General features: G+C 42.3%; 14 protein-coding genes. 13 read left to right on the forward strand and 1 reads right to left on the reverse strand.

What is annotated here, in order from left to right; genetic code table 11:
- Nucleotides 1-57: 57 nt before the first annotated feature.
- A complete protein-coding gene (locus RYK49_RS09595; protein WP_314831362.1) occupies nucleotides 58-2,253 on the reverse strand; it encodes an LTA synthase family protein in 2,196 nt (731 codons plus the stop codon).
- A gap of 101 nt (nucleotides 2,254-2,354) precedes the next feature.
- Between RYK49_RS09595 and RYK49_RS09600 the strand changes: the two genes are divergently transcribed.
- From RYK49_RS09600 to RYK49_RS09660, 13 genes are all read left to right on the forward strand, one after another.
- Nucleotides 2,355-2,600 carry a hypothetical protein gene (locus tag RYK49_RS09600; protein WP_314831361.1) on the forward strand — a complete coding sequence of 82 codons (246 nt, stop codon included), beginning with the start codon at nucleotides 2,355-2,357 and terminating at the stop codon, nucleotides 2,598-2,600.
- A 118-nt stretch (nucleotides 2,601-2,718) separates the two neighbouring features.
- Nucleotides 2,719-3,411 (forward strand): hypothetical protein, encoded by a 693-nt coding sequence (locus RYK49_RS09605; RefSeq protein WP_314865565.1) that lies wholly within the window; start codon nucleotides 2,719-2,721, stop codon nucleotides 3,409-3,411.
- A 62-nt stretch (nucleotides 3,412-3,473) separates the two neighbouring features.
- A complete protein-coding gene (locus RYK49_RS09610; RefSeq protein WP_002918766.1) occupies nucleotides 3,474-3,992 on the forward strand; it encodes an HlyD family efflux transporter periplasmic adaptor subunit in 519 nt (172 codons plus the stop codon).
- A 339-nt stretch (nucleotides 3,993-4,331) separates the two neighbouring features.
- Entirely contained in the window at nucleotides 4,332-5,495 is a 1,164-nt protein-coding gene (locus tag RYK49_RS09615; protein ID WP_314831359.1) for a class I SAM-dependent rRNA methyltransferase, read from the forward strand.
- A complete protein-coding gene (gene aroD / locus RYK49_RS09620) occupies nucleotides 5,492-6,169 on the forward strand; it encodes a type I 3-dehydroquinate dehydratase (RefSeq protein ID WP_314831358.1) in 678 nt (225 codons plus the stop codon). Before RYK49_RS09615 ends, aroD begins: the two co-directional genes overlap by 4 nt.
- Nucleotides 6,159-7,016, forward strand: a complete 858-nt coding sequence (locus RYK49_RS09625; protein ID WP_314831357.1) for a shikimate dehydrogenase — start codon at nucleotides 6,159-6,161, stop codon at nucleotides 7,014-7,016. Before aroD ends, RYK49_RS09625 begins: the two co-directional genes overlap by 11 nt.
- A gap of 19 nt (nucleotides 7,017-7,035) precedes the next feature.
- Complete coding sequence (locus RYK49_RS09630; RefSeq protein ID WP_002900034.1) at nucleotides 7,036-7,644, forward strand: hypothetical protein; 609 nt, start codon at nucleotides 7,036-7,038, stop codon at nucleotides 7,642-7,644.
- On the forward strand, nucleotides 7,635-8,993 hold the full coding sequence (locus tag RYK49_RS09635; RefSeq protein ID WP_002900035.1) for a hypothetical protein: 1,359 nt from the start codon (nucleotides 7,635-7,637) through the stop codon (nucleotides 8,991-8,993). Before RYK49_RS09630 ends, RYK49_RS09635 begins: the two co-directional genes overlap by 10 nt.
- A 12-nt stretch (nucleotides 8,994-9,005) precedes the next feature.
- Nucleotides 9,006-9,311 carry a hypothetical protein gene (locus RYK49_RS09640; RefSeq protein ID WP_002900036.1) on the forward strand — a complete coding sequence of 102 codons (306 nt, stop codon included), beginning with the start codon at nucleotides 9,006-9,008 and terminating at the stop codon, nucleotides 9,309-9,311.
- 3 nt (nucleotides 9,312-9,314) lie between these two features.
- Nucleotides 9,315-9,647 carry a hypothetical protein gene (locus RYK49_RS09645; protein WP_002900038.1) on the forward strand — a complete coding sequence of 111 codons (333 nt, stop codon included), beginning with the start codon at nucleotides 9,315-9,317 and terminating at the stop codon, nucleotides 9,645-9,647.
- Between the two features lie 253 nt (nucleotides 9,648-9,900).
- Nucleotides 9,901-10,968: a 3-dehydroquinate synthase gene (gene aroB, locus RYK49_RS09650; RefSeq protein WP_314831356.1), complete on the forward strand. Its 1,068-nt coding sequence runs from the start codon at nucleotides 9,901-9,903 to the stop codon at nucleotides 10,966-10,968.
- Between the two features lie 90 nt (nucleotides 10,969-11,058).
- Nucleotides 11,059-12,225: a chorismate synthase gene (gene aroC / locus RYK49_RS09655; RefSeq protein ID WP_002900041.1), complete on the forward strand. Its 1,167-nt coding sequence runs from the start codon at nucleotides 11,059-11,061 to the stop codon at nucleotides 12,223-12,225.
- Nucleotides 12,226-12,240: 15 nt separating this feature from the next.
- Entirely contained in the window at nucleotides 12,241-13,347 is a 1,107-nt protein-coding gene (locus RYK49_RS09660; RefSeq protein WP_314865569.1) for a prephenate dehydrogenase, read from the forward strand.

Genomic DNA, 13,347 nt, shown 5'->3' on the forward strand with positions numbered 1-13,347 from the left:
GGGAATCTCTAGCTTTTTTGTAGCTGAGAACTATTTTGTCTCAGGTTCTTTTGCTATCTATGGATTAGCTGTGGAGCTAGAGCTGGAAGAGCTTGAGTCTTCTTGACTGCTGTCTTCGTCGCTGCTGCTAGTTTGGAACTGCTCTGGATGCAGTGCCCTATAGCTTGGCGAGTTAAAGAGGTCCACAGTGGAAACATTGCCTCGCTTGGAGTAAAGACTGGTTGATTGGTCGCCTTTTTCTTTTTCAATAGCCAACAAGGCTTTCATTGAATTAAGATAAGAGTAATCTTTAGGGTTGACCTTGCCTAAGTCATTTCCTTTGTAGAAGCGAATCAAGTCACCGGTTTGAATAGCGTCACTCATCCTCAGCTGAGTATTGGCGGCATTACGAATCTCATCCAGCTCTTTCTTGATGGTTTCGTCTGGATTGGTAATTTCCTCACCGGTCTGGGTGTAGTAGGTTCGTCCGTTGAAGCTAGTGTATTTTGGAGTGACAAAGTTATTGCTGGATCGGAATGCTGTGATTTGTTGATGCTGAGATGACAGCAGGTCTTGTCCAACCTGAAGGTAGTTTTTAGAGTCAATGCCCAGCAAATGCTCCAATGTTGGCAGCATATCCACTTGACCGCCGTAGGTATCAATGATCTTTCCTTTGTCCATGCCAGGTACCACTACCATGTATGGTACGCGCTGCATCATAGCATTGTCATAATTGGACCAAGTCTCAGAAGTCTTGCCTACAAGAGGGGCCAAGTTAGGATTACGGGTTTGGGAAATTCCAAAGTGATCCCCATAGAGAACGATAATAGAGTTGTCATAGAGGCCAGATTCTTTGAGATAATCAAACAAGGCCTTAACAGAAGAATCTAGATAGTTGGCAGTGGCAAAGTAGCCGTTGATGGTTTCATCCTTGGTCTTAGCCAGAGGGAAGCCAATCTCGTCACCAATCAAGCTAGTCGTGTAAGGATAGTGATTGGAAACCGTGATATACTTAGCATAGAAAGGCTGCTGCAGGTGTTCCAGGTATTTGATGGAATCTTTCAGCATAATCTTGTCATTCAAACCGTACTGGAAGGAGTTGGTGTCGTCCTGCTTGGTAAAGTAAGACGCATCGAAGAAATAGTTATAACCCCATTGCTTGTAAGCAGTATTACGGTTCCAGAAGCTTCCAGTATTTCCGTGGAAAACAGCAGAAGTATAGTTGCCGTTTTTGGAAAGAATAAAAGGCGCTGCTTGCTGGGTATTGGTACCGCCGTAGTTGACCATGAAAGATCCTTGATTGAGACCGAAGAGCCCAGTTTCAATCATGGTTTCAGCATCAGAAGTCTTACCAGCCTTGACCTGGTTGAAGACATTAGAGAAAGCCAGAGTCGAGTTGGAGTGGTAGAGGGAATTGAGGAAAGGTGTCACCTCGTACTCTTTCCCATCTGCCTGCAGCTTATAGTCAATCAGGAACTGCTGGAAGCTTTCCAGATGGACATAGATAACATTGCGGCCTTTGGCAATCCCGTAATATTCTGGATTAGGCTCCGCATAGTGGGATTGAATGTATTCTGTTACTGGTTCCAAGTCTTTTTCAGAAGCTTTGGAGCGCTCACGATTGGCGGTATATGTCTGGTTAGCACTGTAACCTAGAAAGGCTGGCAAGCCCAGAGCCCGAACGACATAATAGTTGGAAAATCCACGTGACAAGAGCTCAGGCCGGTCAATTTCAGCCAAGAAAAGGTTGGCGGAAAACAGCATGGCAGACAGGGAGGTCACAGCAAAGCTGGCGCGTTTATTGAAAGGCCGGTCATCCATTCGGATGTATTTCTTAAAGAATAAGAAAGCCAAAATCGGGAAATCAATCAGATAAAGAATATCCCAAGGGCGGAAGAGCTCAAGTGCTGCTTCCCCAAGTCCAGCTGAAACGCTGCTAGAAGCCAGCATAGTGTTGACCGTAACAAAGTCGCTGAACTCGCGGTAGTAAATGGAGTTAGATACCAGCCAAGCAAAGAGGAGCAGATAAATTCCGAAGGCTAGGCTGTAGAATAATTTGGTTCGTTTTACATAAAGTGCTAGTCCTAGTAGCAAGAGGCTGATAGGGAAAGGGTTTATGATAGCTAAAAATACTTGATAAGCACCTTGAATATCAAGGTTAAAATCAATCGTATAGGCCCACATGGTTTTTATCCAATAGAGGACCAGTAAAATCAAGACAAAACCTAGTCTCGTACTCATGAAATTGAGTAAATTCTTGGTTATTTTTTTCACAAAAAGTTACTTCCTTGTCTTATTTCCTAAAAATTTTCTCCTCTAAGTATAACATAAAAAGACGGCGCAAGGAAAAATTGACCTCTTTTTGATTGAGGAAAATGTTTGGAGCAGTTAAATATTTAAGTTTTTTGATGGAGAAAGCTTTCTTAGGATTATTGTGTGAAGATTATTTTGCCGCAGATATTAATGGAATAGAATCAAATATTATTGGCCAGAAACTTGAAAACAGCGGGAAAATATCTAAAAATCACTCAAAAAACATTTACAAAAAACATAGAAAAGGATATAATGAAGACAAGTTGATATATCAAAAGACATTGGTTCAGAGTTTTATTACTAGTTAATGGTATATTATAAATGGTTGGTGTCTATTTAAAGGGGAGATGATGATGAAGAAGGCTATGAAAATCTCGCTCATTCCAGCATATTTAACAGATGATGGGTGAAGGTGTTGGAGAACAAATGGAAAGGAAGAAAAAGATGAAAAAACTATGTGCATTAGCAATCCTATTGCTTGTAGGAACTATATTAGTGGGGTGTTCCATCATGAAAAACGCGAAAAGACAGGAATTTGAAGAGCGATTCTCAAGAATCTCAGAGGTTTATCCGACAGCCAAGGCGGAGGATTTGTTTAAGAAGTTTCCCAAGGGGTTCAGGATTGTATATATAAGACAAGAGCTGACTAACAATAAAACATTTTTTCACGAGTTTAAACTGAGGGGTGATCATACTACCAAACAAATTATCGGAGATTATACGAAAGTAAGAAGTCAACCATATAATGATGAAATAATAATGACTTCAACTGTGACTTATAGTGATAAGAATGGATTCCAAACTACAGATGGTCAAGTTCTGGATTCTAGTTTAGAGAATGTTAGATTTCTTTTTACTCAACTTCCTATTGAGTATCAGTATTTGAAGTCTCTAGATTTAGACGCTATTACGGAAAGTCCGGTCACAGGTGATTACAGCATCCGCTATGAGATTACGAATGAAAACATCAACAGCTACATTAATTTGCCCAAAGGAAGCAAGACATTATTAGAATTTCGGGGATATCCAAAATATGACAAACAAGATAAATATTTTTTAACATTATCGGTAGAACGGTCAGAAAAATATTATTTTAGCGAAACAGTTATAGAAGAATAGGAGTTAATAATGGGAAAAGAGTATACAAGTTACATCATGATGATACCGGCCTTGCACAAAAAATGGCTGCTTTAACGGAGAATAAACGTAAGACCGAGGCAGAATTGATTCAGCAACAGTATATTTTAGAGTATCTAACGATTAAGGCGCCTTCGACTGATCAGATTGCAAGTTTAATCGTCAGTCATATTGGACAGACAGTTAGTGCAGAAAATCCAGTAGCAAGGCTCGTCCCTAGTGATTCAGAACTGATATTTGAAGCTCAGGTATCTGATAAGGATATAACAGATATTCAAAAAGGTATGAAGGCTGTTGTTAAATTACAGGCCTATCCTTATTCAGACTATGGAACCATTCCTGCTAAAGTGACTTATATCAGCCCGACTGCTTTTCAAGTTAAAGGAAAAGGGATGGTATATATAGTCCAAGTTGCGATTGACAAGAAGCATTTGCACAAAGGAATTGACTTAGTTTCAGGTCTATCAGGAATACTTGAAATAAAAACAGATAATCGAAGTATCTTAGATTACTTCCTTGACCCTATTCGAGATGGTTTGAATGACAGTCTGAAGGAGAAATAATTTCAGATACTATTTGGAATATTTCTGAATGAATGAACAACCTCTCAGAATCTTGAAGATAGTTCTGAGAGGTTTTTTGTGGTAATATACCTCTCTGTCTTCCTTGTCTTATTTCCTAAAGATTTTCTCCTCTAAGTAAAACATAATTTCTCCAGTTAAGGAAAATTTGAGCCGCATTTGAAATATTTTAAATCAGCGAAATTGTAATATTTCTATAAAAGCCTTATCCTCTCTATGGAGAGGTTTATAGTCGTTTTGCACTCGTTTGTGAAATCTTTTATTAACTCAAATGTAAAATATGTTTTGAGAATTTTCACAATCTTTGGTATAATATAATTTATGAATAAACTTACTGTTACTCAAGAGGCAGAAGAAAAACTGAGAAAGGGCATTCTTTTATTAGATAAAAAGGATTTTGGCGCTCTTTCGCTTCAGAATCAATGTGTGGAGCTGCAAAACCGTCAGGGAAAGTTCTTAGGCACAGCTTATCTCTCTCCACAAAATAAGGGAGTTGGCTGGCTGATTTCCCAGAAGAAGGTAGAGCTGAACTCGGATTTTTTTCAAACTCTCTTTGAGCAGGCTAAGAGCAGACGTTCTACTTATTTCCATTCGGCTGACACGACAGCCTTTCGACTCTTTAATCAAGAGGGGGATGGCTTCGGTGGCTTCACGGTGGATTTCTACAATGACTTTGCGCTTTTTTCTTGGTACAATGACTTTGTCTTTGCTATCAAGGAGCAGATTCTGACAGCCTTCGCTAAGGTTTTCCCAGAGATTCAGGGAGTTTATGAAAAGATTCGTTTCAAGGGTTTGGACTACGAATCAGCTCATCTCTACGGAGCGGAAGCACCGGAAATCTTCACAGTCTTAGAGAATGGTGTCCGCTATCAGGTTTTTCTGAATGATGGTCTTATGACCGGTATCTTTCTGGATCAGCACGATGTGCGGGCTAGTCTGGTAGATGGTCTGGCTGCTGGTAAAAGTTTACTCAATATGTTTTCCTATACAGCTGCTTTTTCAGTAGCAGCAGCTATGGGCGGTGCCAGTCAGACAGTATCAGTGGATTTGGCCAAGCGAAGTCGTGAGCTGTCAGAGGCTCATTTTCTGGCCAATGGTTTGACACTGGATCAGCATCGCTTTCAGGTGATGGATGTCTTTGATTATTTCAAATACGCTAAGCGCCACGACCTAAGCTTTGACGTCATTGTGATAGATCCGCCTAGCTTTGCTAGAAATAAAAAGCGCACATTCTCAGTTGTTAAAGATTATCATCGTTTGGTTGCACAAGCTTTGGAAATCCTGAATCCTCAGGGAATCATGATTTTAAGTACCAATGCAGCCAATCTTTCCAAAAGTAAGTTTAAACAAGAAATTGAAAAAGGCTTTGCCGGCAGAAAGCACCGCTATCTTGCGGAGTATGGCCTGCCAGCAGACTTTGTCTATAATAAAAAAGACGGGAGCAGTAATTACCTCAAGGTATTTACAATAAAGGTGGACCAATGAAATTAGTCGTTTCTGTAATGCCCAAGAGTTTAGAAGAAGCTCAAGAAATTGATGTAAGTCGCTACGAAGATGCGGATATTATTGAATGGCGGGCAGATTTTCTGGCCAAGGATGACATTTTAAATGTTGCGCCAGCTATTTTTGAAAAATTTGCCGGACGTGAATTGATTTTCACCTTGCGAACCCGTCAGGAAGGCGGAGAAATTGAACTGTCAGATGATGAATACGTAGCTCTCATCAAGGAAGTAGCCGGTTTTTACCAGCCGGATTATATCGACTTTGAATATTTCTCTCACAAGGGGAAATTTGAAGAAATGCTTGAGTTTCCTAATCTGGTGCTGAGCTACCATAACTTCGAGGAAACACCGGAAAATATGATGGAAATCCTGTCTGAGCTGACTTCTCTGACCCCTAAGCTGGTCAAGGTTTCTGTCATGGCTCATAATGAACAGGATGTGCTGGACTTGATGAACTATACTCGCGGTTTCAAGACTTTAAATCCTGAGCAGGATTTTGTTACTATTTCCATGGGAAAAGTCGGCAGGATTTCACGCATTGCAGCTGATTTGACAGGTTCCAGCTGGTCTTTTGCCAGTCAGGAGATGGTGTCAGCACCTGGTCAGATTTCTCTGAGCAATATGAAGAAAATCCAGGAGATTTTGAATGAAAATTAATGGCCACACCCGCATGGCTGCTGTGGTTGCCAAGCCAATTAAGCACAGTATTTCTCCTCTTATTCACAATATGGCTTTTGAAAAGACTGGTGTCAATGGTGTCTATCTAGCTTGGGAAGTAGAAGCAAAGGATCTGCAGGCCAGTATAGAAAATATCCGCAGATACGATATGTTTGGTGTCAATCTTTCCATGCCCTATAAGCAGGAAGTGATACCTTATCTGGACGAGCTGGATGTCAGTGCCCGCCTTATCGGAGCGGTCAATACGGTTGTGAATAAAAATGGAATTTTAGTTGGTTATAACACAGATGGCAAGGGATTTTTTAAGAGCTTGCCTTCTTTTGCTATTCGGGGCAAAAAAATGACGATTTTGGGAGCAGGTGGAGCAGCGACAGCGATTATCGCCCAAGCAGCTTTGGACAATGCAGAGGAAATTTTTGTTTTCACTCGTCAAGCTTCTTATGAGAAGACAGTCAGCAAAATGGCAGCTATCAGCCACCAAACCAAGAGTTGTATCCAAGTACTAACCTTGGAACATGCGGATAGCATGCAGGATAAAATCAACCAATCAGACCTTCTGGTCAATGGGACTAGTCTAGGCATGGATGGCATCAGCATGCCCCTGCCTGAACAGATTGAGCTGCCTAGCCAGATTTTAGTTGCGGATGTTATCTACCAACCTTTTGAAACGCCCTTTCTCAAATGGGCAAGAAATCAAAATATCACAGCGGTCAATGGACTTGGTATGCTGCTCTATCAGGGAGCAGAAGCCTTTGAACTTTGGACCGGCAAGACCATGCCCAGTCAGGAAATTTGGCAGTGTTTAGAAGAATTGTACAACAATTGAATAAGAGGAGAGCAAGATATTGAAGAAAAAAATTATGGTATTAATTATTATTCTGTTTATTATTATCTTAGGAGGATTTATTTTTATGCAACAAATAGAACATTCAAAATTAGAATCTAGAAGAGACAAGCTGATTAAGCATGCTTTCTCTCTTTTTGAAGAACAAACAGCTCTTTATATTAAGGAAAACTATGCTGGTATTAATAAAATTGAATTTTCTCCTATCTTTTTTGAAGAAGGAGGACCTAATGATTACTTATCTATTCAAGTTGTGCCAGTCATTTATGATCAAGAAGGAAATAAGGCCTATTTGGGACGTAAAGTAGGAAAAACATCTTTCCTCAGTTATGGTTTGCATTTTGGTGTTGAATTTGATTTTGGGATTGATAATGAAGAAATTATTGTTTTAGAGAATTCGAAAGCTGGTGGAGATATTGATGTATCTGACGCTAAGACTCTCCCTGAGAATGCAAAAATGTCTAAAGGATATGGAATTGATGATAATATAAGTGCATTAGTAAAAGATGGTCAGTTGAAAAATGTCGAGAAAAAGGAGGGTGGTAGTCCTCAAGTCGAAATTGTTTATAACCTAGAAATTCAGAAAGGAAATTATCGGAAATGGCGTTGACAGATGAAGAAATTCAACAAGTTATGGCAAAACGAAAAGAAATAATTGAGCAAAATGAAGATACCGTGTTCTATATAGGTACTAATGAAAATAGAAAATATTATACTATTATAGAAATAAAAAACGAAACAACTCAAGGTATTGCTTTCGTGCCTTCGGATTCAGAGGGGAAAAATTTAGATTATACACAAACTAGTGTGGTTTATTTAGGAACTCAAGTTGGATTAGAGACGGTTTGGGTTACTCCGACGGATCCAATTCTTGTTCCAAACGAATCAACTAGAAATGCCATAAAAGCCCGTGAAGCTTTGTCTCCTCAGTATAATGATATGGAGTTGTTCTATAAAAATGCAGCAGAAGAGGTTGCTAAACATAATGGAACTATTACCAATCTCTCTGCTTATAGTCAGTCTGGTGTCCCTGGGGTAAAAATAGGGGCTAAATATAAGGTTCCCCAAATAACTACTTTTGTAGATTGGGGTGGCATAGGTGCTCTAAATAGTGGCGTATTTACAAAGAGTGAACTAGAGTATATTAATAGTCATACACACTCATATAGCGATTCTGGCAAAGATTTAACCTCCTTAGACGGTGGAGGGGGAAAAATTGTGTATGGAAAGGTTTTTACAGCAGAAGGTACTCATGGTATCAATTCTCCTTGGGGAGATCATGCTCCAGAGTTTTTCCATTTGAAGGGGAACCGTTTGGATATTGACTGGTATTATAAGAAAAATATGTTTGCTACTGGTATGAGCGAAGCGCAGGTAAGAAAGATTGCTAAGGTAAAGGCTCAAAAAGCGAAAGAAACTAATTTATTGGATTGGGGGACATGGTTTGACAGTACAGATCCAGAAGTCTATGTCAAAGAATATTTGGAGAAATATGGTCCTTTTGAACCTGAGCCAGTTGATAAAGTAAAATTGAATAACAAGACCATTATGGAACTGCACAAGAAAATGGGGAGTGTTTCAGGAAGTAAGCTCATCAGTCTGCGGGAAGAATTGGTAGCCACAGTAGCTGATAATGCTCGCTTGCAAGGCAGTCTGTATCAGTCAGAAGTTGATCAGAAATTGGCACAGGCTAAAGAAAGCGCGGAAAACCATATATCTGAGGTGCATGAGGCAGCATACCAAATGGCAAAGAGTTTATCAAGTTCGGAAGTGGAAACTTTGTTGAGCGAGTTTACCTTGGAGACTTGTTGGGATGCTGGTTTGGAAACTGGGACACTTGAGCAGTCGGCTAGCTATGCAAGAAAATTATCTGAGATTGCTGAGGTGTTGGAAGCTGCGTCTGGTAAAATAGTGGCTCTGGATAAGGAACAGGCTGCTTTGTTTGGTTTATCAAAATGATAGGAGGATGAAATGGTAGGAGGAGCTTTAGCTATTGATAAGCTGTCAGTTGAGAATGCTTTGAAGGAACTAAAGAAAGAGCAAGAAAGGACAGCTATTCGAGCGGTTATTGCGGCTAAGAAACTAGTCATTGCTCAGGAAGGGATTGAATTGCAGGATTGGTTTAATGGTCACGCTGAGAAGATGAAGTCTTTTGCGGCGACGGTCTTGGTAGCGGATTTGAAAGGTGGCTTTACTGGTAAGGCTGCCGAGGCAGCGGAGAGTGCTTTGCAGTCTGTACCCCAGCCGAACTTAACAAGTCCAATCATTGGAGGATAAACTGTGACTCTACGCCAAAAGAATATTGAAGAGTTAGAAAACGCATATATTAAAAAAACGAGGCAATTTAATGAGTTTGAATGGGACTGTGAGGATTTGCGAAAGGATGTGCAAAGGCATACAGAAGACTTGGCTGACTGGGTTTATTATTTCTATCGTCGGACATCAAGTAGACATTTTAATTCGATTTCTAATCAGCTGTTTTACCTACAAGAGGAGTTTGAAGTCAAACTGAAGCGCTTTGAAAGACGCTTGGAAGATGAGAGAGAAGTTGAAAGGAAGAAATTTCAACAGGAGCTGGATCGGTTGTGTCGCCAAGGATATGAGGAGGATTAGTTTTCTCTGATATACTAAACGAAAGTTTTCACCAAACTAAACAGAGTGAGTCTCTCAAAACAGTATTTTTGAGATTGTTGAACAGATTTATAAAGTTAATAAAAAGAATATAGATGTCTCATTTTACTAGACACACACAGGAGAGTATTAATAAGCAGACTAGAAATAGCTACTGATACTGAAATATTTGACGTAATTTGATATACTAGGAAGCAAGTATAATTTTTTTGATTGACTCGGAATGGAGGCGCTTATGAAACTGAATGTGAATCTCCCGCATCATCCCTATGATATTCTCATCGAAAAGGGGTCTTTATCTCAGGCTGGAAGTTGGCTGCGTCAGCTTTGGCAGCCTCAGAAGGTAGTCATCGTCACGGACAATCGAGTGGCTCGACTCTATGCGGAAAAGGTCAAGCTGAGCTTGGAAGCGGCTGGCTTTGAGACTTTTGTCTTTGACTTTTTGGAGGGTGAGGCCAGCAAGAACTTAAAGACGGTCAACAAAGTCTATGAGTTTTTGGTCAAGGTTGGTTTGACCCGCAGCGATGGTATCGTGGCCTTGGGTGGCGGAGTTGTCGGAGATTTGGCAGGCTTTGCTGCTTCGACCTATATGCGGGGCGTGCATTTCGTGCAGGTTCCGACTAGTCTGACTGCTCAAGTGGACTCCTCTATCGGTGGTAAGACAGGTGTCAATACGCCTTGGGCTAAGAATATGGTCGGGACTTTTACCCAGCCTGACGGAGTTCTGATTGACCCAGAAGTCTTGCATACTTTGGGTCAGCGGGAACTGATTGAAGGCATGGGCGAGGTGGTCAAGTACGGCTTGATTGAGGATAAGGAACTCTGGGAAGAGCTGTCAGAAATGGATGGCAGTTCAGAGTCTATTTTGGAGCATGCAGAGAGCATCATTTACCATTCCTGTGATGTCAAGCGTAAGATTGTGGTTGAGGACGAGCTGGATAATGGCGTCCGCCTCTATCTGAATTTCGGCCATACTATTGGGCACGCTATTGAAGCGACAGCAGGCTACGGAAAAGTCATGCACGGTGAAGCTGTGGCGATTGGCATGGCACAGGTTTCCCGCGTCGCTGAAAAGCAAGGCCTTATGCCAGCTGGGATTACAGAAGACATTATCCGCATGTGTCAGAAGATTGGCTTGCCGGTGGATTACCAGCCATGGAATGAGAATGCTCTCTATCAGGCACTGACCCATGATAAGAAGGCTAGAGGCAACTCTATCAAGCTAGTACTGGTGCCTGAGTTGGGTTCGGCTAGTATTCACCAGATTCCGCTGGAAGAGATGAAAGAATTTCTGAAGAAATGAGTGCCAGATGGAGTTTAAGACGATTGGACAGTTTGGATAAAAATAGACAGATTGTCCAGTTCTTTCCATCCCAGAAATAGGAGAAAATGTATGAGATACTTAACAGCAGGAGAATCCCACGGACCACGTCTGACAGCTATTATTGAGGGGGTGCCGGCTGGTCTTCCTCTGACCGCTGACTATATCAATGCTGAGCTCAAGCGTCGTCAGGGTGGGTACGGCCGTGGTGCCCGCATGAAGATTGAAAGCGATCAAGTCGAGATTACGTCTGGGGTTCGGCATGGCTTGACCATGGGCGGTCCGATTACCCTCAATGTCACAAATCTGGATCACCAGAAGTGGCTGGAGATTATGAGTGCGGCAGATGTGGATGAAAAGAAAAAAGGGCTGCGCAAGATTACCAAACCACGCCCTGGCCATGCGGACTTAGTCGGAGGTATGAAATACCGCTTTGATGATTTGCGAAATTCTCTGGAGCGTTCTTCTGCCCGCGAAACGACCATGCGTGTGGCAGTCGGAGCAGTAGCCAAGCGTTTGCTGGAAGAAATCGGTGTGGAGGTAGCCAGCCATATCGTAACCTTTGGCGGCATTGATATTGATGTGCCGGCCGATCTAACTGTAGCAGAAATCAAGGAAAGAGCTGCCCAGTCAGAGGTTTCCATTGTCAATCCTGAGCGCGAAGAAGAAATCAAGGCCTACATTGATCAAATTAAGAAAGACGGGGATACCATCGGTGGTGTCATTGAGACTGTCGTTGGTGGTGTGCCGGTCGGTCTGGGCTCCTATGTTCAATGGGACAAGAAGCTGGATGCCAAGATTGCTCAGGGAGTCGTGTCCATCAATGCTTTCAAGGGAGTCGAGTTTGGCGTGGGCTTTGAAGCCGGTCGTCTCAAGGGCAGTCAGGTAATGGATGAAATCCTCTGGTCTGAGGAAGATGGCTTCACTCGCAGGACCAATAATCTAGGCGGCTTTGAGGGCGGTATGACCAATGGTCAGCCAATTGTTGTACGCGGCGTTATGAAGCCCATTCCAACCCTTTATAAGCCACTGATGAGCGTAGATATCGAGACCCACGAGCCTTATAAGGCGACAGTAGAGCGGAGCGATCCTACAGCTCTGCCAGCGGCGGGTGTTGTCATGGAAAGCGTGGTGGCAACAGTTTTAGCCACCGAAGTTCTGGAGAAGTTCTCTTCGGACAATCTGGAAGAACTGAAGGATGCGGTAGCCCGCCATCGGGAATTTGTCAAGAACTTTTAGAAGAAAGGAGTAGGCATGGAGAGAAAAACAGTCTATATCGCAGGTCTGGGACTGATTGGAGCTTCTTTGGCTCTGGGCATCAGGCGAGCTCATCCTGAGATTGAAATTCTCGGCTATAACAGAAGTGAAGAATCAAGACAGGTTGCCCTGGAGCGAGGAATGGTAGACCGGGTAACAGATGATTTTGCCGCCTTTGCTCCATTGGCTGATGTGATTATTCTGGCTGTGCCCATCAAGCAGACCATAGCATTTATCAAAGATCTAGCGGAGCTGGACCTGAAGGAAAATGTTATCATCTCAGATGCTGGATCGACCAAGGCTGAGATTGTGGCAGCTGCAGAAAAGTATCTGCAGAATAAGCCCGTCCGCTTTGTCGGAGCTCACCCGATGGCTGGAAGTCACAAGACCGGAGCCAAGGCTGCTCATGTCACTCTCTTTGAAAATGCCTATTATATCTTCACCCCCTCTAGCCTGACCAAGCCTGGTACGCTTGAGGAAATGAAAGACTTGCTAAGTGGTCTTCATGCCCGCTTTATCCAGGTGGATGCTGCCGAGCACGACCGAGTGACCAGTCAAATCAGCCATTTTCCGCATATCCTAGCCTCCAGTCTTATGGAGCAAGCGGCAGCTTATAGCCAAGAGCATGAACTAACCCAGTCTTTTGCAGCTGGTGGTTTTCGAGATATGACGCGGATTGCGGAGAGTGAGCCTGGTATGTGGACCTCTATCCTATTGACCAATCCTCAAGCTATCTTGGAGCGGCTGGAAGATTTTAAAGACCAGTTAGACAAGGTTGCCGCAGCGATTGAGGCTAAGGACGAGACAGCTATCTGGGAATTTTTCAATAGAGGACGGCAGAGCCGCAAGCAGATGGAAATTCATAAGCGTGCCGGTGTGGACAGCTTTTATGACCTCTTTATTGAGGTGCCCGATGAAGAAGATGCAATTTTGGGTATTTTGGAGCTTCTGCGCGGAATTTCTGTCGTCAATATTCGTATCAACGAGGAAAACCGTGAAGATATAAACGGTATTCTGCAAATCACCTTTAAAAATCGCCAAGATTTGGAAAAATCTGCTAAAATAGTAAGAGAAAATACGGATTACCTAGTGTCCGAAGACTAA

This window comes from uncultured Streptococcus sp., assembly GCF_963525625.1.
Taxonomy (GTDB): Bacteria; Bacillota; Bacilli; order Lactobacillales; family Streptococcaceae; genus Streptococcus.

Bases quoted from the DNA above. Each gene is read 5' to 3' on its own strand.
- aroB (WP_314831356.1), top strand. From the start codon at position 9,901: ATGAAACTGAATGTGAATCTCCCGCATCATCCCTATGATATTCTCATC.
- aroD (WP_314831358.1), top strand. From the start codon at position 5,492: ATGAAATTAGTCGTTTCTGTAATGCCCAAGAGTTTAGAAGAAGCTCAA.
- RYK49_RS09660 (WP_314865569.1), top strand. From the start codon at position 12,241: ATGGAGAGAAAAACAGTCTATATCGCAGGTCTGGGACTGATTGGAGCT.
- RYK49_RS09625 (WP_314831357.1), top strand. From the start codon at position 6,159: ATGAAAATTAATGGCCACACCCGCATGGCTGCTGTGGTTGCCAAGCCA.
- RYK49_RS09610 (WP_002918766.1), top strand. From the start codon at position 3,474: ATGGCTGCTTTAACGGAGAATAAACGTAAGACCGAGGCAGAATTGATT.
- RYK49_RS09605 (WP_314865565.1), top strand. From the start codon at position 2,719: ATGGAAAGGAAGAAAAAGATGAAAAAACTATGTGCATTAGCAATCCTA.
- RYK49_RS09600 (WP_314831361.1), top strand. From the start codon at position 2,355: ATGTTTGGAGCAGTTAAATATTTAAGTTTTTTGATGGAGAAAGCTTTC.
- aroC (WP_002900041.1), top strand. From the start codon at position 11,059: ATGAGATACTTAACAGCAGGAGAATCCCACGGACCACGTCTGACAGCT.
- RYK49_RS09615 (WP_314831359.1), top strand. From the start codon at position 4,332: ATGAATAAACTTACTGTTACTCAAGAGGCAGAAGAAAAACTGAGAAAG.
- RYK49_RS09635 (WP_002900035.1), top strand. From the start codon at position 7,635: ATGGCGTTGACAGATGAAGAAATTCAACAAGTTATGGCAAAACGAAAA.
- RYK49_RS09640 (WP_002900036.1), top strand. From the start codon at position 9,006: ATGGTAGGAGGAGCTTTAGCTATTGATAAGCTGTCAGTTGAGAATGCT.